At 68.8% G+C, this 24,968-nt stretch carries 24 protein-coding genes; 15 read left to right on the top strand and 9 right to left on the bottom strand.

Translation table 11 applies throughout. The features are described from left to right. Window positions 1-34: 34 nt before the first annotated feature. From KME78_RS67985 to KME78_RS19785, 4 genes are all read left to right on the top strand, one after another. Complete coding sequence (locus KME78_RS67985; protein WP_372454918.1) at window positions 35-397, top strand: sigma factor; 363 nt, start codon at window positions 35-37, stop codon at window positions 395-397. A gap of 42 nt (window positions 398-439) precedes the next feature. Then, complete coding sequence (locus KME78_RS19795; RefSeq protein WP_219530577.1) at window positions 440-1,585, top strand: ROK family transcriptional regulator; 1,146 nt, start codon at window positions 440-442, stop codon at window positions 1,583-1,585. A gap of 202 nt (window positions 1,586-1,787) precedes the next feature. Beyond that, window positions 1,788-3,101, top strand: coding sequence for a ricin-type beta-trefoil lectin domain protein (locus KME78_RS19790; RefSeq protein WP_308127038.1), 1,314 nt, complete (start codon window positions 1,788-1,790; stop codon window positions 3,099-3,101). Further along, window positions 3,101-5,236 carry an RICIN domain-containing protein gene (locus KME78_RS19785; RefSeq protein ID WP_219530575.1) on the top strand — a complete coding sequence of 712 codons (2,136 nt, stop codon included), beginning with the start codon at window positions 3,101-3,103 and terminating at the stop codon, window positions 5,234-5,236. Before KME78_RS19790 ends, KME78_RS19785 begins: the two co-directional genes overlap by 1 nt. A 137-nt stretch (window positions 5,237-5,373) precedes the next feature. On the opposite strand, the gene KME78_RS19780 is transcribed toward KME78_RS19785, so the two are convergent. Then, window positions 5,374-6,510, bottom strand: coding sequence for an FAD-dependent oxidoreductase (locus tag KME78_RS19780; protein WP_219530574.1), 1,137 nt, complete (start codon window positions 6,508-6,510; stop codon window positions 5,374-5,376). A gap of 182 nt (window positions 6,511-6,692) precedes the next feature. Further along, the gene (locus KME78_RS19775; protein WP_219530573.1) at window positions 6,693-7,334 is read right to left on the bottom strand and encodes a TetR/AcrR family transcriptional regulator C-terminal domain-containing protein; all 642 of its coding nucleotides are present in this window, start codon (window positions 7,332-7,334) and stop codon (window positions 6,693-6,695) included. A 74-nt stretch (window positions 7,335-7,408) separates the two neighbouring features. Between KME78_RS19775 and KME78_RS19770 the strand changes: the two genes are divergently transcribed. Both KME78_RS19770 and KME78_RS19765 read left to right on the top strand, forming a co-directional pair. Beyond that, complete coding sequence (locus KME78_RS19770) at window positions 7,409-7,645, top strand: hypothetical protein (protein ID WP_219530572.1); 237 nt, start codon at window positions 7,409-7,411, stop codon at window positions 7,643-7,645. Next, window positions 7,642-8,601, top strand: a complete 960-nt coding sequence (locus KME78_RS19765) for a quinone oxidoreductase family protein (RefSeq protein ID WP_219530571.1) — start codon at window positions 7,642-7,644, stop codon at window positions 8,599-8,601. The genes KME78_RS19770 and KME78_RS19765 overlap by 4 nt, the downstream gene beginning before the upstream one ends. A gap of 121 nt (window positions 8,602-8,722) precedes the next feature. Here the strand turns inward: KME78_RS19765 and KME78_RS19760 are convergent, their stop codons facing one another. The 4 genes from KME78_RS19760 to KME78_RS19745 form a co-directional block, all read right to left on the bottom strand. Next, on the bottom strand, window positions 8,723-9,532 hold the full coding sequence (locus KME78_RS19760) for an alpha/beta hydrolase (protein ID WP_219530570.1): 810 nt from the start codon (window positions 9,530-9,532) through the stop codon (window positions 8,723-8,725). Between the two features lie 25 nt (window positions 9,533-9,557). Continuing rightward, window positions 9,558-10,322, bottom strand: a complete 765-nt coding sequence (locus KME78_RS19755; protein WP_219530569.1) for an alpha/beta fold hydrolase — start codon at window positions 10,320-10,322, stop codon at window positions 9,558-9,560. Between the two features lie 84 nt (window positions 10,323-10,406). Next, window positions 10,407-13,154 carry a helix-turn-helix transcriptional regulator gene (locus KME78_RS19750; protein ID WP_219530568.1) on the bottom strand — a complete coding sequence of 916 codons (2,748 nt, stop codon included), beginning with the start codon at window positions 13,152-13,154 and terminating at the stop codon, window positions 10,407-10,409. A gap of 308 nt (window positions 13,155-13,462) precedes the next feature. After that, window positions 13,463-14,200, bottom strand: coding sequence for a hypothetical protein (locus KME78_RS19745; RefSeq protein WP_219530567.1), 738 nt, complete (start codon window positions 14,198-14,200; stop codon window positions 13,463-13,465). A gap of 368 nt (window positions 14,201-14,568) precedes the next feature. Between KME78_RS19745 and KME78_RS19740 the strand changes: the two genes are divergently transcribed. Continuing rightward, window positions 14,569-14,805, top strand: a complete 237-nt coding sequence (locus KME78_RS19740) for a hypothetical protein (protein ID WP_219530566.1) — start codon at window positions 14,569-14,571, stop codon at window positions 14,803-14,805. Between the two features lie 81 nt (window positions 14,806-14,886). Beyond that, window positions 14,887-15,672, top strand: coding sequence for a DUF4184 family protein (locus tag KME78_RS19735; protein WP_308127037.1), 786 nt, complete (start codon window positions 14,887-14,889; stop codon window positions 15,670-15,672). Window positions 15,673-15,759: 87 nt separating this feature from the next. Here KME78_RS19735 and KME78_RS19730 read toward each other — a convergent pair whose 3' ends face one another. Next, window positions 15,760-16,380 (bottom strand): L-threonylcarbamoyladenylate synthase, encoded by a 621-nt coding sequence (locus KME78_RS19730; protein WP_219530564.1) that lies wholly within the window; start codon window positions 16,378-16,380, stop codon window positions 15,760-15,762. Between the two features lie 315 nt (window positions 16,381-16,695). Here KME78_RS19730 and KME78_RS19725 point away from each other — a divergent pair, with 315 nt between their 5' ends. Beyond that, window positions 16,696-17,748, top strand: coding sequence for a LacI family DNA-binding transcriptional regulator (locus tag KME78_RS19725; RefSeq protein ID WP_219530563.1), 1,053 nt, complete (start codon window positions 16,696-16,698; stop codon window positions 17,746-17,748). A gap of 77 nt (window positions 17,749-17,825) precedes the next feature. Further along, on the top strand, window positions 17,826-18,401 hold the full coding sequence (locus KME78_RS19720) for a GNAT family N-acetyltransferase (RefSeq protein ID WP_246651452.1): 576 nt from the start codon (window positions 17,826-17,828) through the stop codon (window positions 18,399-18,401). A gap of 96 nt (window positions 18,402-18,497) precedes the next feature. On the opposite strand, the gene KME78_RS19715 is transcribed toward KME78_RS19720, so the two are convergent. Continuing rightward, the gene (locus KME78_RS19715) at window positions 18,498-19,760 is read right to left on the bottom strand and encodes an MFS transporter (RefSeq protein ID WP_219530562.1); all 1,263 of its coding nucleotides are present in this window, start codon (window positions 19,758-19,760) and stop codon (window positions 18,498-18,500) included. A 149-nt stretch (window positions 19,761-19,909) separates the two neighbouring features. Between KME78_RS19715 and KME78_RS19710 the strand changes: the two genes are divergently transcribed. From KME78_RS19710 to KME78_RS19690, 5 genes are read left to right on the top strand one after another with little or no spacing between them, the layout of a single operon-like run. Beyond that, a complete protein-coding gene (locus KME78_RS19710; protein WP_219530561.1) occupies window positions 19,910-20,944 on the top strand; it encodes a Gfo/Idh/MocA family protein in 1,035 nt (344 codons plus the stop codon). Window positions 20,945-20,975: 31 nt separating this feature from the next. Further along, window positions 20,976-21,446 carry a heme-degrading domain-containing protein gene (locus KME78_RS19705; RefSeq protein WP_219530560.1) on the top strand — a complete coding sequence of 157 codons (471 nt, stop codon included), beginning with the start codon at window positions 20,976-20,978 and terminating at the stop codon, window positions 21,444-21,446. Beyond that, entirely contained in the window at window positions 21,443-22,363 is a 921-nt protein-coding gene (locus tag KME78_RS19700; RefSeq protein WP_219530559.1) for a TolB family protein, read from the top strand. Before KME78_RS19705 ends, KME78_RS19700 begins: the two co-directional genes overlap by 4 nt. Before the next feature lie 16 nt (window positions 22,364-22,379). Further along, the gene (locus KME78_RS19695; RefSeq protein ID WP_219530558.1) at window positions 22,380-23,288 is read left to right on the top strand and encodes a sugar phosphate isomerase/epimerase family protein; all 909 of its coding nucleotides are present in this window, start codon (window positions 22,380-22,382) and stop codon (window positions 23,286-23,288) included. Further along, window positions 23,285-24,136 carry a 3-keto-disaccharide hydrolase gene (locus KME78_RS19690; protein WP_219530557.1) on the top strand — a complete coding sequence of 284 codons (852 nt, stop codon included), beginning with the start codon at window positions 23,285-23,287 and terminating at the stop codon, window positions 24,134-24,136. The genes KME78_RS19695 and KME78_RS19690 overlap by 4 nt, the downstream gene beginning before the upstream one ends. A gap of 11 nt (window positions 24,137-24,147) precedes the next feature. Here the strand turns inward: KME78_RS19690 and KME78_RS19685 are convergent, their stop codons facing one another. Next, the gene (locus KME78_RS19685; RefSeq protein WP_219530556.1) at window positions 24,148-24,909 is read right to left on the bottom strand and encodes a FadR/GntR family transcriptional regulator; all 762 of its coding nucleotides are present in this window, start codon (window positions 24,907-24,909) and stop codon (window positions 24,148-24,150) included. Window positions 24,910-24,968 lie beyond the last annotated feature (59 nt).

Raw genomic sequence — 24,968 nt, 5'->3', positions numbered from 1 at the left:
TTGCGTGGATTTGCTCCGCCCCAGGTGAACAGCGATTCAGCCGACCTGTCCACTGACGGGCGTCGAAACTCATCGACACGTCCGAGACGACGATCATCCAGGAGTACACCGAGCATTCGCAGCCCTCGGCCCGTTACTCCATACCGCATATCTGCTCACCAGGGACTGGGCCTTGGCCGAGGACCTCGTGCAAACGGCGTTGCTGAAGGCGTGGGTGGCCTGGGTCGCCCTGCGCGGACCCGCCCTCGGAGCGCGGTGTCAGCTTCAGTTGCCTGGGCACGGTCAAGCCCGGAGCCGACGGCAAGGTGACCATCCGCATGAGGGTCTCTACCGCCAGGATCACCGAGTACGAACGCCGCCCGGGCGCGCTTACCCTCGCCGTCTACCACTGAGATGAGCGCGGGTCTCAGGGTCAAGTGCGGGGCCTAGACTTCACCGTATGATCCGGCCGCAGCGGGGGACGTCGCGTGACGTGCGGCGTACCAACAAGGCCGTGCTGCTGCGGACGCTCTTCTTCGACGGCGAGCGCAGCAGGTTCGAGCTCGCCAAGGCGACCGGACTGAGCCCCGCCACGGTGAGCAACGTCGTCACCGGCCTGCTGTCCGACGGGATCGCCGTCGAGGTGGGCAGGGTCGAGTCGGACGGCGGCCGGCCACGCGTCCAGCTCCGCGTCAACGCCGACCACGCGTACGCGGTCGGCGTCGAGGTGGGGGAGACCCGCGTCGGCGTGGAGCTGTTCGACCTGTCCATGACGCCACGGGCCAAGGCCGAGACCCCGCTGCGCCCGGGACAGCACGCTCCCGACCTGGTGGCCGGCCACATCCGCGAAGGCGTCGCCGCGGTGATCGCGCAGGCGGGGGTGGACGCCGGCCGCGTCCTCGGCGTCGGCGTCGGTGTCCCCGGCATGGTGCGGGGCTCGGTCGTCGACTCGCCGACGTTCGGCTGGAGTGGGGTACGGCTGGCCGAGATGCTTCCCGGCCTGCCCGTGTTCGTCGACAACGGCGCCATGACGCTGGGCCTGGCCGAGCACTGGTTCGGCGCGGGACGGGACAGCGACTACATGATCATGGTGTTGATCGGCAGCGGGGTCGGCGCCTGCATCATCACCGACGGCATCACCGTCCGCGGCGTGTCCGGTGGGGCGGGGGAGTGGGGCCATACCACGGTGGTCGTCGACGGCCGCCCCTGCCGCTGCGGTGCGCGCGGTTGCCTGGAGGCCTACGTCGGCGCCGAGTCGGTCCTCGCCAGGGCAGGGATCGACCTGGCGGGCACCGAGGAGGAGAGCGCCTTCGCGGCGCTGCTGGCCGACCCGGGCGCGCGTCCACTGTTCGACGAGGCCGTCGGCCACCTGGGCGCGGGGCTGGCGAGCCTGATCAACCTGCTCAATCCCGAGCGCATCGTGCTGGGCGGCTGGGCGGGCCTGCTGCTCGCCCGCGACCACCTGCCCGCGATCCTGGCGGCCACGGAGCGCTCCGCCCTGCGCTGTTCCTACGACCGCGTCGCGATCGAGGCTGCTCACCTGGGGTCGGAGGGCGTCAAGCTCGGCGCCGCCATCCTGGTGGTGGATCAGTTCCTGGGCGGCTGAGGGCCCACTCTTCAAGGTCTTACGTAAACCCTTGAATTAAGTATTGACGCTCTTATGGGGCGACCGTAAGGTCACCGTAAGGTCACGACCGCGAATTTCTCTCAGCCATGGTGCTCACTTACGCCCGGCGGCCGGCCACCGGCGTACACCCCCCACAGAAAGTGACACCCCCATGAAAAGACGAGGAATCATCCTTGCCTCCGTGACGGCTTTAGCCGTGGCGGGCCTCGCCGTCCCGGCCTCGGCCGCCACCGGCCGGATCACCGGCTACGGCGGCAAGTGCGTCGACGTCGCCGGCGCCAACAGCGCCAACGGCACCCAGGTCCAGCTCTGGACCTGCAACGGCTCCACCGCCCAGTCGTGGACCACGCAGTCCGACGGTACGATCCGCGCACTCGGCAAGTGCCTGGACGTGGCGGGCGCGAGCAGCGCCGACGGCACCAAGGTGCAGATCTACGACTGCAACGGCACCGCCGCGCAGCAGTGGACGGCCGCCTCCGACGGCACCCTGCGAGCGCTCGGCAAGTGCCTGGACGCCACCAACGTCAGCTCGGCCGACGGCACGCCCCTGCAGATCTGGAGCTGCGGCACCGGCGCCAACCAGAAGTGGACCCTGCCCTCCGGCGACGGCACCCCCACTCCCGGCAAGCTGCCCGGCGCCCCGTACCTCTACATGGGGTGGGGGAGCCCGCCCAACCCGGGCACGGTCATGGACGCGACCGGCGTCAAGTCGTTCACGATGGCCTTCATCCTGTCCGGCGGCGGCTGCACGCCCCGCTGGGACGGCTCGCGTGCGCTGACCGGCGGCGCCGACCAGCAGGCGATCAACACGATCAAGTCCAAGGGCGGCAGCGTCCAGATCTCCTTCGGCGGCTGGTCGGGCAACAAGCTCGGCCCCAACTGCGCTACGCCTGAGGCGTACGCGGGCGCCGTGCAGCAGGTCATCAACGCACTGGGGCCCGCGGCCGTCGACTTCGACATCGAGAACACCGACGAGTACGAGAACTACACCGTCCAGGACCGCATACTCAACGGCCTCAAGATCGTCAAGGCGAACAACCCGAACGTCAAGGTGGTCGTCACCTTCGGCACCTCCACCAGCGGCCCGGCCGGCGCGGGCACCCGGCTGATCAACCGGTCGAGGGAGCTCGGCGTCCCGATCGACAACTACACGATCATGCCGTTCGACTTCGGCGGCGGGTCCAACATGTACCAGAGCACGGTCAACGCGGCCGAAGGGCTGAAGAACGCTCTGAAGTCGGCGTTCGGCTGGTCGGACGCCACGGCGTACGCGCACATGGGCATCTCCGGCATGAACGGCCTGTCCGACCAGTCGGAGGTCACCTCGGTCGCCACCTGGACCCAGATCCGCGACTACGCCAACTCCCATGGCCTGACCAGGCTCGCCTTCTGGTCGGTCAACCGCGACCGCCCCTGCTCCGGAGGGCTGTCCGAAACCTGCAGCGGCGTCTCCCAGAACGCCTGGGACTTCACCCGACTGACGGCGGGGTTCTGATGCGTACGCTGGTCGTCCTCATGCTGATCGCGGCCGGGTTCGTCCTCATGCCGGTCGCGCAGGCAGCCGTCCCCACCGGCCTGACCACCGTGGTCGCCAAGAACAGCGGCAAGTGCGTCGACGCCCGCTCCGCCGCCACCGCCAACGGCACCGTCGTCCAGCAGTACGCGTGCAACGGCAGCGGCGCGCAGCTCTGGCAGTTCCAGGCCACCAGCGGCGGCTACTACCGGGTCAACAGTTCGCTCAACGCCGCGCAGGCCTGGGACGTGACCGGTGTCTCGACCGCCGACAGCGCGCCGGTCCAGCTGTGGGCCTACGGCGGCGGCAACAACCAGCAGTGGCTGCCGGTGGAGGAATCCGGCGGCACGTACCACCTGGTCAACAGGAACAGCGGCAAGTGCCTCGACGTGCCGGGCGCCTCCACGGCCGACAGCGTGCAACTGGTGCAGTACGCCTGCAACGGCACGGCGGCGCAGTCGTTCACCCTGTCGGGCGGCGGCGGTGGCCCCGATCCCGACCTGGGGCCGAACGTGCGTGTCTTCGACCCGTCGATGCCCGCGTCCACGATCCAGTCGCAGCTCAACTCGGTGTTCAGCCAGCAGCAGTCCAACCAGTTCGGGGCCGACCGGTACGCGCTGCTGTTCAAGCCGGGCACCTACAACGTGGACGTCAACGTGGGCTTCTACACCCAGGTCCTTGGCCTGGGACAGACGCCGGACGCGGTGACGGTCAACGGGGCCGTGCACGCCGAGGCCGACTGGTTCGGCGGCAACGCCACGCAGAACTTCTGGCGTTCCGCCGAGAACCTCTCGGTCACCCCGGCGGGCGGCACGGATCGGTGGGCGGTCTCGCAGGCGGCGCCGTACCGGCGCATGCATGTGCGCGGAAACCTGCAGTTGGACGACGGCGGCTGGTCGAGCGGCGGGTGGATCTCCGACTCGCGGATCGACGGTCAGGTCAGGTCCGGGTCGCAACAGCAGTGGATCTCCCGCAACTCGGCCTTCGGGTCCTGGAGCGGGTCGAACTGGAACATGGTCTTCGTCGGGGTGTCCGGCGCGCCGGGCAACGCCTTCCCCAGCCCGCCGTACACGACGGTGGGGCAGACACCGGTGGTACGGGAGAAGCCGTTCCTCTACATCGACGCGGCGGGGGCCTACCAGGTGTTCGTGCCCGCGCTGAAGTCGAACTCCACCGGAGTGTCGTGGCCGGGCGCGGGCACGTCGCTGCCGATCAGTCAGTTCTTCGTCGTCAAGCCGGGCAACACCGCTGGTGACATCAACGCGGCACTGGCCGCGGGCAAGGACCTGCTGGTCACGCCGGGCGTCTACCACCTGAACGACACGATCAGGGTTACCAGGGCCGACACCGTGGTGCTCGGTCTCGGGTTGGCGACGTTCGTACCCGACAACGGCATCACGGCGATGACCGTCGCCGACGTGGACGGCGTCAAGATCGCCGGGCTGCTGATCGACGCCGGGACCGTGAACTCGGCGACGCTCATGCAGGTCGGCCCGGCGGGCTCGGCGGCCTCACACGCGGCCGACCCCACCTCACTGCACGATGTCTTCTTCCGCGTCGGCGGCGCCGGGGTGGGCAAGGCGTCACAGAGCCTGGTGATCAACAGCGATGACGTGATCGGCGATCACACCTGGATCTGGCGGGCCGACCACGGCAGTGGCGTCGGGTGGAACACCAACACGACCGTCAACGGGCTCGTCGTCAACGGCGACAACGTGACGTTCTACGGGCTGTTCGTCGAGCACTTCCACCAGTACCAGGTCATCTGGAACGGCAACGGCGGGCGGACCTACTTCTTCCAGAACGAGATGCCCTACGATCCGCCCAACCAGGCGTCCTGGATGAACGGCTCCACCCGGGGCTGGGCTGCCTACAAGGTTGCCGGTTCGGTCACCTCGCATGAGGCCTGGGGGCTGGGCAGCTACTGCTACTTCAGCGCCAACCCCGCGGTGGTGGCCGAGCGGGCCTTCGAGGCGCCGAACACGCCGGGGGTCCGCTTCCACCACATGGTGACGGTCTCCCTGGGCGGCACCGGAACCATCGCTCACGTCATCAATTCCACGGGAGGCCCAAGCAACTCCTCCACGAACGTCGCCAACCTCACCGAGTACCCGTAACCCAGCAACGTGTCCTCCCCTTTACCGAAAGGGGAGGACGCGCCCGCGTCGGCTGACGTACAGGGCGGCCAAGACGCTCAGCCTGGCAGCAGAAGCTGACCGACGCCGACAAACGCGACCTTTCGTGGTGTTGTCGGTCAGGATGGCTGGACTTCGTCGAAGACGGCGAGGGCTTGAGTGGGGTCCGGGCTCACGAGGCGTTCCAGACCGGCCGTCGTGATTTTCGCCCATCTGCCGGCCCGTTCCCACATCTGCTCCTCGAAGGCGCGGACGGCCTCGTCCAGATCTCCAGGGCCGGAGGCGGCGGCGATGGACTCGGCGAGTTCGGCGCCTTCCAGCATCGCGAGGTTCGCACCCGCCCCCAAGGGGGGCATCAGGTGGGCGGCGTCGCCCAGCAGCGTCACCCCGGGGACGTGGGCCCAGGTGTGGGACACGGGCAGGACGTAGAGGGGGCGGTGGACGAAAGCGGTGCCGTGGCGGAGGAGGTCGAGGACGGGAGCGGCCCAACCGTCGAAGAGAGCCAGCAGGCTTGATCGCATGGCGTCGGCGTCGGCCAGAGCCAGGTCCAGGTCCAGGTCCGTGTGCCAGTCCAGCGGCGCGCGGAACTGGGCGCCCACCTTGACGTGGCCGCCGCTGTTGCGCTGGGCGACGAGGTTGCGGTTCACGCCGTACACGGCCACGGAACCGTCGCCGATCAACCGGGCGAGGTCAGGGTGGCGGGTGTCGATGTCGTCCAGGGAGGTCTCGACCCGGGTGACACCGGTGTAGTGCGGCGTCGCGGACGAGATTGCCGGGCGGACTCTGGACCAGGCGCCGTCCGCGCCGATCACGAGGTCGAACGTCTCCTGCCGCCCGTCCGCGAAATGGACGAGCACGCCCGCATGGGCCTGCGGCACCACCTCCGTCACGCGCCGCCCCCATTGGATGTCGAGGGGGCCGAGCAGCAGGTCGCGGAGTTGCCCGCGGTCGATCTCGGGATTGGCCCGTTCATCCGGACGGGGTTTCCAGTCGCGAAGGACGGTCCCGTTCGTGTCCAGGATGCGCATGGCCTGCCCCTCGGGACGGGAGAGCTCTTCGAACTCCGCCAGTAGCCCCGCCTTCTCCAGTGCGAGCTGACCCATCCCTTCGTGCAGGTCCAGGGTGCCGCCCGGGGGGCGGGCGTCGGGGGCGGGATCGCGTTCGAGGACGGTGACGGGGTGACCATGGTGGTGCAGGACGCGGGCGAAGGTAAGGCCGCCGGGACCGCCCCCGATCACGGCGATACGGTGTCTCATGTCGATACACTGTATTTTATTGTGACGATGTAACGCAACAGCACGATGTATGAGACCGGCCAGACGCCGGGCAGCTGTTTCGCAGGTGAGGGTCTATGAAACGGCGACGATGTCGGCTTGCCGTGTTGGGCGGCTCGGGGCGCCCGTGCCGGGGCTCACTCGCCTGAGGAGCCGCCGACCAGTCAGGACGTGGGGCCAGGCTGCGCCGCGGGACCATGGATGATCTGTTCCAGGCAGTCGCGGAACAGATCATCGACGGTGCGGCCGGACTGGAAGTACTCTGTCACGCCGGCCATCACGGTGGGGTGCGCCGCGGCGTACGCGGCCATGTCGAAGCCGTCCAGGGCGTCCGCGTCGGGGCGGCCGGCCTGTTCCTCCAGGACGTAGCCGACGGTGAAGCGCAGCACCGCCAACACGATCAGGCGAGCCTGCCGCAAGGGAATGCCCCGCCCGACCAGTGTGCTCATCGCCAGTTCGGAGATGGCGGCCATCTTGAGGGACAGCTGGGAGGCCGCGATGATCCGGGCTCCGTCCGGGTGGGCCAGCAACGCGCGCCGCAGCCGCTCGGCCAGGCCGATCAGCCAGTCCTGCCAGCGCTCCTCCGGCGCGGGCGACACCGGCTCGGGGAACTGCTGCTCAAGAATCGCCTCGGCGATCGCGGTGACCAGCGCCGCCTTGTTCGGGATGTGCCAGTAGAGGGTCGGCGACTGTACGCCGAGCCGGGCGGCCAGTTTGCGCGTGGTCACGCCGTCGAGACCCTCGGCGTCCAGTAGTGCGACGGCCTCGGTGATGATCCGCTGCTTGTCCAGAGCCAATTCCAGCACCTCCCTTCCGCACTCTATCACCGATAGAGTACTCTATCGGTGATAGAGACTTGTACGCGCCAGAGGAGGCAACGATGAGCCACCGGCACTCACTCCGCGACCTGCTGCACTGGACGACCCATCGCATTCCGGGGGTTCCCGCGCACACCGAGCGGCCGACCGGCCACCAGGGCCAGGCCCGCCACGGCCATGAGCAGCGGCACTCGCTCACGCACCACCACGGGTTCAACCACTCTCCGGCCCGCCCGCCTCGCGTCCTGGCGGCGTGGCAGACACGGATCGCCCGCCTGTTCGGTCAGGAACCGGCATGAAGGCAGCGGTGCTCCACGAGGTCGGCGGCATCCCGCGGTATGAGGACTTCCCCGATCCGGTGGCCGGCGACGGCGAGGTGACCATCGACGTCAAGGCGGTCGCCGTCGAGAACGTCGACAAGGCGATCGCGGCCGGCACGCACTACGCCGGCGAGAAGTACCTCGGCCAGTTCCCGGCGATCCCCGCCTTCGACGGCATCGGCGCCCTCCCGGACGGCACGCTCGTCGGGTTCGGCAACATCCGCCTGCCCTACGGCGCGCTCGCCGAGAAGGCCGTGGTGCCCCAGGGCTCCTACGTGCCGATCCCCGACGGCATCGACCCGGCCGTGGCGACCGTGATGGCCTCGGCTATCACCGCGATGTCGATGAAAGCGGCCGCAGGGTTCGTTCCCGGGGAGACGGTGCTGGTGCAGGGTGCCACCGGGGTCGCCGGGCGGCTCGCGGTCAAGGTGGCCCGGCTGCTGGGCGCCGGTCGGATCGTCGCCACCGGCCGCGACGACGACCAGTTGCGCGAGGTACGGGCCATCGGGGCCGACACAGTGATCAACACCGCGGTCTCCGACGAGGCGCTGGCGCAGGCGTACCTCGACGCCAGGGGGGACGGCTACGACGTCGTGGTGGACTACCTGTGGGGAAGGCCCAGCGAGATCCTGCTGCGCGCGCTGGTGCCGCGGTCGTTCGCGTTCGGCAAGCCGACCCGGGTGGTCCAGATCGGCGAGTCGGCCGGCACTGAGCTCGCCCTCGCCGGGTCGAGCCTGCGCACCTCCGGCGTGGAGATCTACGGCGCGGCCAAGGGCCTCGACCCGCAGACCATGGACGAGGCGTTCCAGCAGATCGTGACGTGGACGCGGTCCGGCGAGCTCACCTTCGACGTGGAGAAGGTCCCGCTGAGCGCCATCGAGACCGCCTGGCAGCGAACCGACCTCAAAGGCAGGCGACTCGTCGTGCTGCCATGACCGGCCCGCGCCGGCCAGCCCCGCGGTGCAGGCGAGATCGACCTCGATCGCCCGCGCACTCCCTTCTGCGGCACGGTCCGCAGCGTTGACCGGTGATGGCGATCAACGCTGCGGATCGCTTTCAGCTCGGCTGAAGGTCGTTCCTGGTGAGCCAGGTCAGGCAGGCGTCGGCGACCTCACGCCAGCCGTGGTCGATGGTCAGGGAGTGGCCGCGGTCGGGGAACTCCTGGAAGTCGGTGATCGCGGTGGAGTCCCGGTACTGCTTGAGGGTCGCCTTGGTGACGGTCTCGGGGACGGTGTGGTCCTTGCCGCCGGCGATCAGGAGCAGCGGTCCCCGGGCGTTGTTGCCGGTGTCGACCTTGGCGGGTGAGTGGGGGGAGAAGTTGGCGGCGGCGGCCTCGAACAGCGGCTTGCCCGGCGCGGGGATGGTCCAGCGTTCGTACAGTTCGGCGCCCTCCTGAGCCGGGATGGCGTTGCAGAACGAGTAGGCGAACTGGTCGAGGGTGAGGGAGACGGCCCGGTGTTTGTTGGCCGGGTTCTTGAACACCGGCAGGGTCGAGCGCAGCGCCGACAGCGGCAACGGCAGCACCCCCTTGATCTGGGCGGCGTCGATCGCGATCGCGGCTCTGGCCAGGTCCTGCCCGAGCAGCTTCTCCGCGATCATGCCGCCGAAGGAGTGGCCGATCAGGATCGGCTTGACGTCCAGAGCGTTGATGATCTCCGTGTAGTGGGCGACGACGTCGTCGATGCCATGGTCGGCGATGCTGTCGGGGTTCTTGCGGGACAGTTCGACGCTTTCGCTGTCTCCCGGCCAGCCAGGGGCCGTCGCGTTGTAGCCGGCGGTCGTGAACAGCTCGATCCAGGAGGACCAGGAGGTGGCGTGCAGCCACAGGCCATGGATGAAGATGACGGGAATGGTCGATGCGGTCATCGGTTGCTCCTCAGGAACACGGCTGTCATGCCGGATGGGTGTGCGTGACCGCCTGGGTCGCGGTCGCGGCAGTGCGGATGTGGCCGGCCACGGCTGCCGGCTGCGACAACGCGATCGCGTGTGAGGCGTCGACTTCGATGGTGTCGGCCCCGGCGCGCTGGGCCATGAAACGCTGTGCGGCGGGATGGATCGCCCGGTCGGCGGTCGCCACGACGTACCAGGACGGCAGGCTCTTCCAGCTCGCGCTGGGAGATCCGTCCTCGAACGCCACAGCGGCGATGGGCCGCTGCGCGACGGCCGCCACCGAGGTGAGGCGCTTGGGCAGGTCGGCGGCGAACACCGCGGGGAACTGGTCGTCCTTGAGGTACAGCTCCACGGCCTCCTCTCCATCGCCCGTACGGAAGACGGCCGGCCGCAGCGCCGGGCCCAGCAGGCTGTCGGGGAAGCGGCCGGTGACGTCCAGCACGCTTTCCCCTGTCTCCAGGGCGAAAGCGGTCACGTAGACCAGCCCGACCACGTTGCCCGACTGGGCTCCTGCCCGGGTGATGACCACCCCACCGTAGGAGTGACCCACCAGCAGGACCGGACCGTCGATCGCGGCGACGACGCCGGCGAGGTAGGCGGCGTCGGTGGCCGGTCCGCGCAGCGGGTTGGCCACCGCGATCACGGGGATCCCGGAATCCTGGAGCTCGGCGATCACGCCCGCCCAGCTCGACGCGTCCGTGAAGGCACCGTGGACCAGCACGACGGTCGGCGTACTGCCGTTCTTGAAGGAGCTCGCTGTGCTCATGGCCTCACCGTAGGAAGCCCTCGGCGCGCCTCGCGAGCGTCACATGACTGCGTCACCGAGCGTCACCCAAGCGAAGCGGTGAGGTCAGGATGACACGCGCAGGGCTGTGCTCAACGCCGATCGCGAGGTGATCCCCAGCTTGGGGAAGATCCTGTAGAGGTGGGAGCTGACGGTTCGATGAGACAGATAGAGCTTCTCGCCGATCTCCCGGTTCGTCAGGCCATCGGCCGCCATCTGGGCGATCTGGAGCTCCTGCGCGGTCAGCACGTCGCGCGCTTCACTGCTGCGCCTGCGGCTGCTCTCGCCGGAGGCCCGCAGCTCCTGGCGCGCTCGCTCGCTCCAGGGGATCACCCCCAAGGCGTCGAACGTCTCGCGAGCCGTACGCAAGGGTGCCCGCGACTCGGCCGTACGCCGCTGGCGCCGCAGCCATTCACCGTACGCCAGCTGCACCCGAGCCCGTACGAAGGGCCATCGCCGCAGGTCGGTCCCGAGCGCGGCATCGAAGAAGGGCTCTGCCGCCGTCTCATCGGCCAGAACAGCCCGGGCGTAGCGCAGGTCGGCGTCCAAGGACGGCGACGGCGTGGTGAGCGCCACCGTCTCCAGTTCCTCGATGATGCCGGCGACCGCGCGGCTTTGACCGCTGTGCACCGCGGCGTCTGCGAGTTCGGCGATGGAGAAGCAGCGTAACGCCAGGTGGAAGGCCGGATCGGCGGGGTCGTGCATCCGTCGCAGATGGTCGAAGGCGTCGGCGTACCGTCCCTCGCCCAGCGCGGCGAGCCCGCGCGCGAGCTGTACCGTGGCCAGCACGGGGCGGGCTCCGATGGGCAGGGCCACCTGCTCGGCCGCCACCGCGAGGCTCTCCACGCGATCCTGCTCGCCGCGTAGCGCGGCGAGCACCGCGCCCGAGGCCTGAGCGATGGCGTGCATCAGCGGCTGGGATGTCTCGTGCGCCAGACGGGCGGCCTCCTCGGCCGCGGGGATCGCCACGCTCAGGTCGGCCAACCGGGCCGCGCTCCACGCCTGTGCCCCGAGGTCTCGTGCCAGGAGGCTGAGCCGGCCCTGCGCGCGCAGGGCCGGCAGCGACGCGGCGCAGAATTCCTCCGACAGGTCGAACGCCCCCACCATCAACGCCGAACTGCCGAGCAGGCGGGCCGCCGGCCGACCGCCGGTCGGGTGGGCGGCCAGATGGCGTAGTCGCTCGATCACGACCTTGCCACGCTCGATCGGAGCCGCGAACGCCAAGACCGTCAGCAACCGCCCGTCCAGATCGTCGACGGGCAGACCCTCGGCCACGGTGACGACGCGTTGCCGCGACCGCTCGTCAGCATGAGCCCAGAAACATCGCAAGGACGCACTGGACAGGAGTTTCAGCGCGAGATCGACGTCCCCCTGCGCCGCCATCGTCTCGGCGAGATCGGCCAGAGAGTGCGCTGCCGCGCTGTCGTCACGGATGCCGTCCTCGAAGCTCTCGCGGATCCACACGATACGGGCCCGCTGTTGGGCCGACAGCCGCAACCGCTCGCCTTCGCCCAGCAGCCGCACGACGATATCGCGCCGTCCCATCTCAGCCGCGTACTCGGCGGCCCGCACCAGCCGTTCACACCGGTGAGCGGGATTCTCGCTGAGCCTGACCGCGTGCTCCAGCGCCGCGACGGCCGACAGCAGGTCGCCCCGACGTCGCACGCTTTGGGCCGTGGTCTCCAGTTCGGCGGCGATGCTCTCATCCGGCCTGGGGGTGGATGCCGCGCGGTGCCACAGGCGACGGTCGGGCTGGGCGGTGATGACGGCGGCCAGGGCGGCGTGCACGGCGTGTCTCTGGGAGATGCTCGCCCCCTGGTAGATCGCCGAGCGCATGAGCGGGTGCCGGAACGACACTCCGGCTTCGTGCACGTCGACCAGCCGTACGGTGACAGCGGGAGCCAGTTCTTCTGCCGTGACCGGTACACCGGTGATCAGCGCAGTGGCGTCGAGGGTCTCGGAAAGGGCGGTGCTGTCGTTGAGCGCGGCCACCAGCAGCATGGCCCGAAGGGTTGACGGCAGCCCCGACATGCGGGCGGTGAAAGTCTGTTCCAGCCGGGTGGTCAGCGGGAGCCACCCCGGCGGCAGAGGCCCCTTCCCACCTTGCGTATGTGCGGCGATCGGCAGCTCGACGAGGGCCAAGGGGTTTCCCGCGGCCTCCCGCAGCAACCGTGTGCGCACCGCCGGCGTCAGGGTGGGGCTGCAGGCGTCCAGCAAGGCGGTCGCGGCGGTGTCATCGAGCCGATCAAGAAGCAACTCCCGCAGCCCTGCCCCGTCAAGAGGACTCGGGAAACCATCGCGTATCGCGGCCAGCAGCACGATCGGTTCGGAGTCCAGCCGCCGCGCGACGAACGCGAGCACGTCGGCGCTGGCGCGGTCCAGCCAGTGAGCGTCCTCGACAAGGAGCAGGACAGGGGAGCGGGCCGCGGCCTCGCCGAGGAGGTTCAGCGCAGCCAGGGCGATGAGGAACGGGTCCGGCACCAGGGCGTCGGTCAAGCCGAACGCCGCTCCCAGCGCGTCGCGCTGCGGGGCGGGCAGTTCCCCGATCTCGGTACGAAGCGGCAGCAGCACCTGATGCAGACCGGCGAAGGGCATGTGCGTCTCTGATTCCACACCAGCCGTCCGCAAGATGCGCATGCCACGCGCGGCCGCGATCCCCGCCGCATCGAGCAACAGGGCCGACTTTCCGATCCCCGCCTCGCCGCGCACCAGCATCGCCCCGCCGCTCTTGCGGACGCCGTCCACGAACTCACCGAGACGCCGCTGTTCGGACTCCCGCCCGAAAAGTGCTATTGCTTGCTGCTTCGCTGGCATATGAAGTCATGGTCGCGTGCACTCGGGGTCCCGTCCAGGGACGTTGGCCTCCGGGTAGGAGCGGACCGGTGAGCCGACGGTGCCGCCGGAGGTCGGCGGCCACCTCGGCCCGCGACCGGGCGATCACGTCCCGGTCGAACGTTCCAACCGCCCGCGACGACATACCGGTGCCGGAAGCCTCCCAGCAGCCCACTTGGACGCCCTCGCCGCAGCAGTCCGCCAAGCCGAGGGCGGCTTGCGCGCCCTCGAAGCAGAGGCCGGTGCCCTTCGCGTTTACGCTCGTGCCGGTCGTGACGCCTGGAACAAGGTCACTTGGCGACGGTCTTGGGGTTGGGCGTTTTGATCGACGCCTTGGTGCCCCAGCCGGTGTAGCGGGTGTCCACGACGACGGTGCTGTCCTCGAAGTTTTCGTAGCCCTTCGAGACGCCCTTGGCCGTGTAGGAGCTCCACAGTTTGCTGACCAGGCCGGCCGTGTTGAGCGTCAGCTTGTAGGAGACCTCTGTGTCCGAGGCCCAGGAGCGGAGGTCCGAGCGGGAGAACCAGGCGGACGCCTTGCGCAGGTCCTTGAAGGTGATCGTGCCGGTGACCGTGTTCCCGCTCTTACTGCCCTTCTCGAGCAATGCCGACAACGTGGTGGGCTCGGTGGGGTTGAGGACCTGGTCGTACTCGCTGGGCATGCCGCCGCCGCCGGACGCCTTGAGCCAGGTCTTGCCCTTGGGCAGGTCTCCGGCGAGGGCGCCGGAGTAGTACGTGGCCTTGCCGTTGTAGATGACGCGGTCCTTCTCGTCGTCATACGCGGTGCTGGCGATGTCGTACGCGGCCAGCCCCTTCTTTCCGAACTGCAGGACGCCCTTTGTGTTGTATGCCTGTGAAGTCTCGGTGCCGTCGGACCAGTTGGCGATCTCGGTGTACCGGACACCGTGACCGGGGATGAGTTTGCTCTTCAGCGCGCGCACCGGGTCCTTGGGCGCGGTCTGGGCCTGGGCGGGGGCCGCGCCCACCAGGAAGGCGCCGCAGACGACTAAGACAGAGATCGTTTTCCTCATGCGGGAAGATCATGCCGCAATCGGATCACGGTGAGGCTACGACCGTACGGAAAGAGACAACAACCCAAGATAACGATCGGCGCACCGTCCCATCGTCGCCGCCGACCAGCAGAGCGCGGGGCAATGGGGGCACTACCTTAAATAGGGGAGACGCATATCCAATTTATGGCGGGGCGTATCGCGGCTTTTCCCGAAACGCGCAGTATGCATTTCTCGGAGGCAGATGCTCAGTAATGATGGCTGACCGCCATCGTCGTCGCGGCGGCCACCGTCATGTGTCTTTCTCCCTCCCCGGCAGGGGCATCGACGCAGATGCTCGGCCCCATCCCCACCAGCTCGATGCCGACGGCCTACTTCGACTGGTACCAGTGTGGCCAACCCGGCACCATCTACTACAACACGAGAACCATCCAGGTCATCAGCGACACCTCCGCCGGCGGCACGGTGACCACCTGCATCACACCTCCGGCCGCACACTCATCATCTGCGGCGTCCAGTCGGCGCCACCCGGCTGGACCGTCGTCGCCGTCGTACAGACCTACCTGTGCGTGTACGCCCGAGGCGGCGGGATCGGCGACAACGCCGTATCGATCCGCAAGCTCTGAGACCGACACGGTCACCGAGCTGACAGCCTAAAGAGGAACGCGGCTTCGGCCAGGCCGGCGTGCACGGCCCGATAATGGCGTGTGCCCTTCACTGTGAGCCATATTGCAGCGATCTTGCCGGTGCGGCGATGGCTGCCGTCGTCGGCGCTGGCCATCGGGGCCGTGCTGCCCGACGCGCCGTACTATCTGCCGCTACCGTTCTCGTCGGCGAGCACGCACGCGTGGTGGGGACCGCTTGTCCTGGGCCTGCCGGCAGGTGTGGTGCTGCTGGTGGTGTTCCACCAGGTGCTGCGGGCGCCGCTGACCGCGCTGGCTCCCGCCGGGCTGCGTGCCCGGCTGCCGGAGCCGACGCGGCCGACGCCCGCGGCGGTGGTGGCCGCGCTGCTCGCCGGGATGGCCACGCATCTGCTCTGGGACGCATTCACGCAGGTCGGCGGGTTCGCGGTGCAGCACTGGCAGGCCTTGCGGCAGCCGGTCATCGGCGCGCACCGGGTGTTCAACATCCTGATGTACGTCAGCTCGGCAGGCGGCCTGGTGATCCTCGCCGGATGGCTCGTGCTGTGGTACCGGCGCGCGCCGGTCTGGCCTGGGCGGGCCCCGGGGGTGGTGCTGGGCCGGGCGCGCGGCGTGGTGCTGGCTGCGGCCGTGCTGGCCATGGCAGCGGGCGCCGCTCGCGGGGCGGCCTCGGATCGTGCCGCGGTGAGCGACTACGACCTGGTACGAAGCACGATCTTGGGTGGGGTCGACGGAGCAGCGTTGATACTTGCCTGCTACGTGCTCGCCTGGCACGGCTGGACGGCGTTGCGAGGCCGGAGGTTGTCGCGTGGTGAGGCGGTGACCGCCGACCAGCCCGGCAGCGGCCGGTGAGGCCGTCGTCGGCTCGCCCTGCCGGTCTCGGCTCATGGTCGCGGTGAGCCATGTCCCTGTTCGAATAGGCGAGACCGCTGCCATCGCCTATTCGAACAGGGACGTGTCTCCCGCGCCCCGGCGGAGAATCTCGGGTTCCTCCTGCGAGAAGTCGATGACGGTCGTCGGAGTGGCGCCGCATTCGCCGGAGTCGATGACCGCGTCCACCATGTGGTCGAGCCGCTCCTTGATCTCCCAGCCCTGCGTCGAAGGTTCGGTCTCGCCGGGCAGCAGCAGGGTGCTGGACACCAGCGGCTCGCCGAGCTCGGCCAGCAGCGCCTGGGTGACGACGTGATCAGGGATGCGAACGCCGACCGTCTTCTTCCGGGGATGCAGCAGCCGCCGCGGCACCTCCTTCGTCGCGGGCAGAATGAACGTGTAACCGCCGGGAGTCGCCGCCTTGACCTGGCGGAACAGCGCATTGCTCAGATGAACGAACTGCCCGAATTGGGCGAAGTCCCGGCATACCAGGGTGAAGTGGTGGTCGCTGCCAAGGCCGCGGATCTCCCTGATCCGGTCAAGGCCCTCCTTGTTGCCCGGTCGGCATCCAAGGGCATAGCACGAGTCGGTGGGGTAGGCGATGAGCCCGTCCGTCCGCAGGATCTCGGCGATCTGGCTGATCAGGCGAGGCTGGGGATTGTCCGGATGAAGATCGAAGTATCTGGCCACGTCTCGGATCCTAGGGTCCAGCACCATGGCATGACAGGCGGCCCCCTGGCGATACGGTCTCGCCGTAACGATGAGTGGTCGTCGATGACAGCCCAGGCGGCCAGATTCTGCCCGGCCGAGGCCGCCCCGTTGGAGCCGACGGGGCGGGTGCCGTCGAGGTGACCGGCGAGCTCGGAGCCGGAATGAACTGCTCGCACGAGTCGTGGTCGCCGGGGGAGTAGCGGCTTCAGGGGCTTCCGGCCGCGGTGGTGAGCCGGGGGCGATGTCTCCGTCGCACGGACTCGGCCGAGTTGGCACGTGCGAGATACTGGGTCCATGGCGACCGGAGTAGGTGGCGCGCAGAAACGTCGAGCGGGCAGCGGCACGGGCCGGCTCCCGACGATGAAAGATGTCGCGGACCATCTAGGGGTTTCGCGGCAGTTGGTCTCGCTCGTGATGAGAGGCGTTCCGGGGCCGAGTGAAGAGTCGAGAGAGCGGATCCTGGCTGCGGCTGATGAGCTTGGCTACCGGCCGAATGCGTCAGCGCGGCTGCTGCGCCAGAACCGTACGCGGCTGATCGGTGCGCTGTTCTGGATGCGCAATCCGTTCCAGGTACGCGTTATCGAGCGCTTGTTCATTCGTGCCGCGGAACGAGGTTTCGGGCTGGTGCTGGGGCCGGCGACGTCGGACCGGCCGACCGACGTGGTGGTCGCGGAGCTGATGGAGGAGCGGGTCGAGGCGCTGGTCGCGTTCAATCCAGATCCGACGTCGCGCGTCCTCGCGGATGCGCGCGAGCTTGTGCCTGTGGTGTGGCTCGGGGAGTGGGTGGACGAGCTCGATGTCGACAACGTCCATGTCGATGAGATCGAGGGGCTTCGTCTGGCGGTCGAGCACCTCGTGGAGCTCGGGCATCGCGACATCGTCTATGTCGGCGGACGAGGTGGAACTGTGGGCCATGTTCGTGCGGAGGCCTACCGGAGTGCGATGGCCGCAGTTGGGCTCACGGAGCGCGCCGAGGTGCTCGAGAGCGACTTCTCCGAGGAAGACGGTGCCACTGCCGCGCGGCATATCTTGGGACGAAGCCACCGGCCGACTGCTGTGGTGTGCTGCGGTGACCAGTGTGCGGCGGGTGTGCTGGCGGTGTTCGCGCGGGCGAACGTCAATGTGCCCGGCGAAATCTCGGTGGTCGGGTTCGATGACAGCTATGTGGCATCGCTGTCGTATCACCAGCTGACGTCCGTGCATCAGGATGTCGAGGCGACAGTCGAGGCGACCTTGTCGTCGGTACTGGATCGGCTGGAGGGTCATGACAGGCCGCGCCGTGTCAGCGCGACGCCGACGAGGTTAGTGGTACGGGAGTCGACGGGCAGAGCCCGGACCGGCCCGTAGCCGGGTCGGTGGGCGCTTCGCTCACGCTGGGAGCGATCTGTGGTTCTGGGCGGCGGTGTCACGCAGGAGAAAAGTGATTGCCCCGGGACCAGGGCTCATGTTGGCTGGGCGGCATGTCTGAACTGCGTACCGATCGCCTCATCTTGCGCCGATGGCGTGACTCCGACCTCGAACCGTGGGCGGCGATGAATGCCGATCCCGAAGTCCGGGAGCACTTGGGCGACCTGCTCACCCGCGAACAGAGCGATGCCTCGGTGTCGCGATTTCAGGCCGAGTTCGACCAGCGAGGCTACGGGTGGTGGGCGGTCGAGGTGGAGGCCACGGGCGAGTTCATCGGCTTCGCAGGCTTGGATGCAGTGGACGACTACATGCCGTTCACGGGAGTGGAGATCGGCTGGCGGCTCGCCCGCTCGGCCTGGGGCCAGGGCTACGCTACCGAGGCCGCGCTGACAGTCCTGGCCCACGGCTTCGACGCTCTTGAGCTTCCTGAGATCCTCGCTGTCACAACGGCCACCAACCTTCGTTCCCAGGCGGTGATGCGCCGGATCGGCATGACCCGGGACCCGGCCGACGACTTCGACGACCCCACCGAGCCCGAAGGGCCGCTGCGTCCGAACGTGCTGTACCGCATCGCCCGTAGTGCGAGGATCTGACGTTCTCCGCTGGGATCGTTTGATCAGGCTACGGCGGCGACAGGCGTCCGCCCCAGCGGACGACCGCCACCACGGCGAAGCCATGCGGTCAGAGCGCTAGCGAACGCCTCGGATGGGGATGACGACGAGCGCGCCGACGAGCGACACGATCCCGGCGCCCCACAGGAGCGCCGGGTAGTTGTCGCCGCCGCCGATGCCGAGCAGGAGGAGCCCGCATGCGGGCGCGAGGGATTGCGGCAGGGAGTTGGCGATGTTCATGACGCCGAGATCCTTACCTGGATTGTCGGCGTCGGGAAGGACATCGACGACGAGGGCGGTGTCGACCGCGGCATAGATGCCGAACGCGAGGCCCATGACCACCTCGGCCATGTAGAACCCGCCGACGCTGTCCACGAAGGCGAGCATGACCAGGCCGACGCCGAACACGAAGGTGGAGCCGGCGACGAAGATCTTCCGGTGGCGCAGCCTGTCCGAGAGCCACCCCGAGACGGCGGTGCCGATCATGAGTGCGATCGTGTAGAAGAGCACGCCGTTCGCGACCGCGGGGACGGCCTCCTCCGCCTTGAGGCCGAGGTGGTCCTGCATGTAGAGGAGCCGGTAGGTGGCGAACAGCATCGAGGCGAAGATGATCAGGAACCTTGACCACCACGCGAGCCCAAAGTCGGGGTGCTTGATGGGGTTCGTCCAGAACATGCCGATGATCCGCGCGAACGAGAACGGGCGGGGCGGCGTGTCAGGGATGCGATCCGGCGAGACGAGTACGTAGACGACGACGCAGACGACACCGACGATGCCGGGGACGACGAACAGGACCGGCAGATTGTGGACGAGCAGGACAGCGCCGTAACTGCCGACGAGGATCGACACGTTCTGAGCGAGTGCGAACACGCTTGAGGCGCGTCCTCGCTGCGCCTCGGGGACGTTGTCGGCGAAGCTCGCGATCAAGGCCGCCGAAGCGGCGTTGGAGGCGAGCTGGCACACCAGCCAAGCGAGGGTCAGCATCAGCACGCTCGTGCTGGCCGATACCCACGCCAGGCCGGCCAGAAGTGCGCTGATGCCGCCGACGAGCCACGGCTTGCGCCGTCCCCATCGAGTCTTCGTCGCATCGCTGAGGGCCCCGAAGACCGGATTGGCGATGAGAGCACCGAGCGCGCCGATGGGCAGGACCGTGCCGACCACCGATGCGGGGTCGGCCGGGTTCATCTCCTGCGCTTTGAGCTGCATGCTGATGAACACGGGTGAGAGGATCGCCACGAAGATCCCGAACTGCGCGAGCCCGAGAACGCCGAGATACCAGGTGCGTACCGGCTCCGCTGGGATCGGGGTCGTGGACGGGTGAGCCGGCAGATCTGTAGCCACCGACGCCTCCTTGAGAAGGACTGGAGCCCTCAGCGACGCAGTCAACCATGACCGATTTAGCTCGTTTAGCTCGTGCTAACCTGAAGGCCGTCCTTACGTTAGCTCGTGCTAACTCCTTTTTCTATAGTGTGGTGAATTGGAGCGTGGGCATGCTGCCTTCCCATCTGCCCGACCCAGATCTCTACCTTCCCGGCAGCGGCGAGCCGTCGCTGCGGTGGGGCATCGTCGGGCCGGGTTGGATCGCGGGCGAGTTCGCCAAGGCTCTGCGCGCTCACACGGCGCAGCGGCTGGTGGCGGTGTCGTCGCGCTCGGTCGAGCGGGCGCAGGCGTTCGCGACCGAGCACGGAATCGAGTACGTGCTGGGTTCCACCGAGCAGCTCGTACGCCATCCGGAGGTGGATGTCGTCTACGTGGCGACCCCGCAGAGCGCGCATCTCGCGGTCGGGCTGGCGGCGATCGCGGCGGGCAAACACGTGCTCATCGAGAAGCCGATCACCGTCACCGCGGCGGAGGCGCGCACCCTCGCGGAAGCGGCGCAGACTGCCGGCGTGCTGGTGATGGAGGCGATGTGGAGCCGGTACCTGCCGCAGACCTCGGTGATCCGCAAGCTCCTCGCCGACGGAGTGCTCGGGAACGTGCGGGCGGTACTGGCCGACCACGGGCAGGCGATCACCGCGGATCCGCAGCACCGGCTCTACCGTCCCGAGCAAGGTGGCGGGGCGCTGCTGGATCTGGGCGTCTACCCGGTGCAGCTCTCCTCGATGGTCCTCGGCGCCCCCACGCGGGTCGTCGCGGTCGGCGGGATGACGGATACCGGAGTGGACGCGTACTCGACGCTCGTGCTCACGCACGAGCGGGGTGCGCTGTCGACGCTGTACTCGTCCCTCCAGGCGCGCACCGCGATGACCGGAGTGATCGCCGGGACCGAGGCGACGATCAGCATCGACGGCGCCTTCTACACGCCGACCTCGTTCACCCTGTCCGGTGCTGACCACTTCTCGCCGACGCTGCGGTGGAGCGACCCGACCGGGCTGCGCGGCTTCGCCGGACTCTCCTGGGAGGCGACCGCCCTGGCCCGATTCGTCGGCGAGGGCCGCACCGAGTCGCCCGTGCACACACTGGAGGAGACCGTCTCGATCATCGCCACCATCGACCAGGCCCGAGCCCAGCTCGCCGGGTCCTGAAACCATCCGCGACCCGAGGGAGAGCCTGCCCATGACGAATCTGATCACCGCGCTGGAGCAGCAGGAACAGGAGCTGGCTTTCGACGCGTTCGACCACGCCGACGCCTGGCGGCTCGGCTCCCGCATCACCGCGATCGCCCAGGAGGCCGGGCACAAGGTCGGCATCGACATCCGCCGGCCCGGTCTGATCCTGTTCCGCGCCGCACTGCCGGGCATCACCCCTGACCAGGACGTATGGATCGCCCGCAAGGCCGCGGTGGTGCTGCGCATGGAGAACAGCAGCGCCCTGGTCGACGCTCGCCTGTCCGCTGCCGGTGTGGACCCCACAGCGGTCGGATGGCTGGGTGCGGACTACGCGGTCACCGGCGGATCCTTCCCCATCCGTGTCCGTGGCGTCGGTGTCGTCGCCGCCGCGACCGCGTCCGGCCTGTCATCGATGGAGGACCATGACCTCATCGTCGCCGGGATCCGGGCTCACCTGGCGGAGGAGGCCGGCAAGTGAGTGAGGAAGAGATCCCGCAGCGTGTGCTGCGGCCTGGTCAGTCCGCGCGCATCCGCGTCTGGGACCGCGCGACCCGTACCGTGCGCACCGTGTTCGAGTCCCGCGACCGGCTCTACGAGGCGCCGAACTGGACCACGGACGGGCAGTTGCTCGTCAACGGTGACGGCAAGCTCTGGCTCGTGCCCGCCAACGGCCCCGCTGACTGCCCCGCCCCGCCACGTCAGATCCATGCGACGGGCCTGCCCTACGTCAACAACGACCACGTGCTCTCCCCTGACGGCGCCACAGTGTTCGCATCCGCGAACGACTGGCACATCTGGGAGGCCCCTCTCGCCGGTGGGGAGGCTCGCCGAGTGACCGTCGAGGACGGAGGGATGCACTTCCTGCACGGCCTCAGCCCTGACGGGCAGCGCCTCGGCTACGTGCGCCTGGAACCGGAAGGCGACAACTGGTGGGCGTCGGCCACCATCCACACTGTCGGGCTGGATGGGCAGGACGACGTCGCGGTCACCACCGACCCGGGCCCGGCGGACGGGTGCGAGTGGACGCCCGAGGGGGAGTGGATCGTGTTCAACACCGAACAGTTCTCCACCACCCCAGGGCACGCGCAACTGGCCCGGGTACGGCCGGACGGGACCGGGCTGGAGCAGCTCACCTTCGACGAGCGGGTGAACTGGTTTCCGCACGTCGCGCCCACCGGCGATGTCGCCGTGTACCTCAGCTACCCGCCCGGCACGACCGGGCACCCCGCTGACCTCCCCGTCGAGCTGCGGCTCGTGTCCGTCGACGCCTGGCAGGAGCCGACGACGCTGGTGGCGCTGCACGGTGGGCAGGGCACGATCAACGTCCCCAGCTGGGCGCCGGACGGGTCGGCGTTCGCTTTCGTGGACTACCCCCACGACCTGGTGGCGGAATGAACGACAAGGAGAACCTGTGAGCACCACCCTGAAGCATCGAACCGCGATCAACCCCCTGCCGTGGATCCTCGGCGACGGCGGCTACCGCTTCGACCGCAGCATCCTTCAGGAGGCGATGACCGCCCTCTCCCAGGTCGGGTTCACCCATCTCACCATCGAACTGCCGCCGGACATGACCCCCGCGGAATACGGTGCGCTCCTGTCGGAGCATTCGCTCGCCGCGGCACCGGGGTACTTCTCCGCGCCCTTCCATGACCGGCAACGGCATGCCCAGGCTGTCGAGGACATCAAGCGGCACGCGCACGCGCACCTGGAGCTCGGCGCCGACAGCGCCTTCATCGCCGCCGACCTGATCCCTGACCGCATCGCGCACCCCGCCATCGGGCTCGCCCCGGACGCCGACCGCACGCTCGTGATCGCCGAGGGGCTCGCGGCGGCCGCAGAGGCCGCCGCCGCCGAGGGTGTCCGGTACGGGCTGCACCCGCACGTCGGTTCCACCATCGAGGTCGAGGAAGAGGCGCGGGCCGTGCTGGACGCCACCGCGGGCAGCGCGCTGTGGTTCGGCCCCGACACCGGCCATCTGCGCTGGGCCGGCGCCACCCCGGAGAAGGTCATCGCCGACTACGCCGACCGGGTCCTGAACGTCCACCTCAAGGACGTCGACGCGACCGCCGCCGCCGGGGCCCGGCAGCGCGACGAGGACTACATGACCGCCACCGGCCGGTCCAAGGTGTGGATCGAACCGGGCCGCGGCGTCATCGACTTCGACGCCGTCCTCACCGCGCTCCCAGAGGGCTTCGACGGCTGGTTCGTCATCGAAGTGGACGTGCCCAACCTCCCGACCCCCGTTGAGAGCAGCGCCGCGTCCCTGTCGTTCCTGCGCCGGCACCCTTACTTCGCCACGGCCACCGGCGGTGCCGTATGACCGCCGCCGACGACGGCTTCGTCCCGCTCTTCGACGGGAGCACGCTGAAGGGCTGGCATGCGGCGCCGCGTGTGTACGGGAGCCTCTACCCGGGCGGACCGCACGTGCACGAGGTCTTCGCTGAGCGCGGTATCGAGCCTCCGTACGAGCCGGAGAAGCACCCTGCCGTATGGACGGTGGAGGACGGCGCAATTGTCGGACGGCAGGACGAACCCGGCAGCGGCTACGGCGGCTACCTCGTCAGCGACCGCGCGTTCGGCGACTTCGAGCTCTCCCTCGAAGCCAAACCCGACTGGCCCGCCGACACGGGCATCATGATCCGGCGCCGGCCGGACACCTGGGAAGGCTTCCAGGTCCTGCTCGACCACCGGGAGTCCGGCGGCATCGGCGGGTTCTTCGGCAACGGCCTGGCCAGCTTCTCCGCCGTCCCCTTCGCGGTCCGCTCCCGGCGCGACGCGAACGGGGATGTCGTCGGGCTCCAGGCGGACGATCCCGCCACCAGCACAGAGCCCGTCACGCCCGACAAGATCGGCAGGCTGGGCCATGCGGCCGATGTCGAGGACTTCCTGAGCGTGTGGCGATGGGGCGACTGGAACGAGCTGCGTATCCGGGCCGTCGGCGCCCTACCCGTGATCACCACCTGGGTCAACGGGCTCAAGATCGCCGAGCTGGACACGGCCACCCTCGAGTCTCCCCACTACGACCCCGAAGCGGTGCTCGCCACTCTCGGCAGCAGCGGCCACATCGCGTTCGAGGTGCACGACAACGACGCCGTGTTCGGCGAGGCCCGCTGGGGACACGGTGCGGCGTGCAGATGGCGAAACATTCGGATCAAGGAACTCGGCTAGCGGCCTTCCGGTCAGGCGTCGCCGGGCTCTGCGGTTCGCTCCCACAGCGACTTCATCTCGGCATACCCCTGTTCCAGGGTCTCCACCATGGCCTCCCGGGCCCGCTCTCCGTCGCGGCGCTGGATCGCCTGGGCCACGTCGATGTGCAACTGCAGCGCGTGCTCGTCCGGATGATGAGGCATCAGGTGGTGGTGATGCCGACCGGCCAGCACCTCGGTGACGATCAGTTGCAGTTTCGCGAACATCTCGTTGCCGGAAGCGACCAGCACCCGCCGGTGGAACTCGATGTCCAGCTCGACGAAGCGGGCCACGTCGCCGGCCTTCCCGGCGGCCCACATCTTGGCCGCGAGCCCGACCAACTCGCTCGCCTCGTCGTCGTCGACCCGCTCGGCGGCCAGCCAGGCGGCGTACGGCTCGACCGCGGTCCGTAGCTCGGTGATCGAGCGCATCTGCGCCATCCGCCCGTCCGAGGCGAGCCGCCAGCGGATCACCTGCGGATCGAAGACGCTCCAGACCCCGGGGGGCTGGATCATGATCCCGACCCGTCGCCGGGTCTCGATGAGCCCCATGGACGCGAGCACCCGCAGCACCTCGCGGATCACCGAGCGGGAGACCTGGAAGCGGTCGACCAGGTCTTCGATGCTCAGGACCGAACCAGCGGCCACGTCGCCGCTGCATATGGCGGTGCCGAGGTGGTCGAGGACGCGCGCGTGCAACCCAGCCTCCGCAGGAGCGGGCCGAGCGGGGGCGGTCCCCAGGGCGGACTGATTCACGGGAAAGAGCATATCAGTTGAAGACTGACTCTTGAATAAGTCTGCTTTTTTGGCCTAGC

This window comes from Nonomuraea guangzhouensis, assembly GCF_019396345.1.
GTDB lineage: Bacteria > Actinomycetota > Actinomycetes > Streptosporangiales > Streptosporangiaceae > Nonomuraea > Nonomuraea guangzhouensis.
The sequence above is the reverse complement of the archived record's forward strand: the minus strand, read 5'-3'. Positions and strand labels throughout refer to the sequence as shown.

Bases quoted from the DNA above. Each gene is read 5' to 3' on its own strand.
- KME78_RS19755 (WP_219530569.1), bottom strand. From the start codon at position 10,322: ATGAGCACAGCGAGCTCCTTCAAGAACGGCAGTACGCCGACCGTCGTG.
- KME78_RS19795 (WP_219530577.1), top strand. From the start codon at position 440: ATGATCCGGCCGCAGCGGGGGACGTCGCGTGACGTGCGGCGTACCAAC.
- KME78_RS19780 (WP_219530574.1), bottom strand. From the start codon at position 6,510: ATGAGACACCGTATCGCCGTGATCGGGGGCGGTCCCGGCGGCCTTACC.
- KME78_RS19690 (WP_219530557.1), top strand. From the start codon at position 23,285: ATGACCGCCGCCGACGACGGCTTCGTCCCGCTCTTCGACGGGAGCACG.
- KME78_RS19750 (WP_219530568.1), bottom strand. From the start codon at position 13,154: ATGCCAGCGAAGCAGCAAGCAATAGCACTTTTCGGGCGGGAGTCCGAA.
- KME78_RS19760 (WP_219530570.1), bottom strand. From the start codon at position 9,532: ATGACCGCATCGACCATTCCCGTCATCTTCATCCATGGCCTGTGGCTG.
- KME78_RS19745 (WP_219530567.1), bottom strand. From the start codon at position 14,200: ATGAGGAAAACGATCTCTGTCTTAGTCGTCTGCGGCGCCTTCCTGGTG.
- KME78_RS19710 (WP_219530561.1), top strand. From the start codon at position 19,910: ATGCTGCCTTCCCATCTGCCCGACCCAGATCTCTACCTTCCCGGCAGC.
- KME78_RS19725 (WP_219530563.1), top strand. From the start codon at position 16,696: ATGGCGACCGGAGTAGGTGGCGCGCAGAAACGTCGAGCGGGCAGCGGC.
- KME78_RS19770 (WP_219530572.1), top strand. From the start codon at position 7,409: ATGAGCCACCGGCACTCACTCCGCGACCTGCTGCACTGGACGACCCAT.
- KME78_RS19705 (WP_219530560.1), top strand. From the start codon at position 20,976: ATGACGAATCTGATCACCGCGCTGGAGCAGCAGGAACAGGAGCTGGCT.
- KME78_RS19765 (WP_219530571.1), top strand. From the start codon at position 7,642: ATGAAGGCAGCGGTGCTCCACGAGGTCGGCGGCATCCCGCGGTATGAG.
- KME78_RS19785 (WP_219530575.1), top strand. From the start codon at position 3,101: ATGCGTACGCTGGTCGTCCTCATGCTGATCGCGGCCGGGTTCGTCCTC.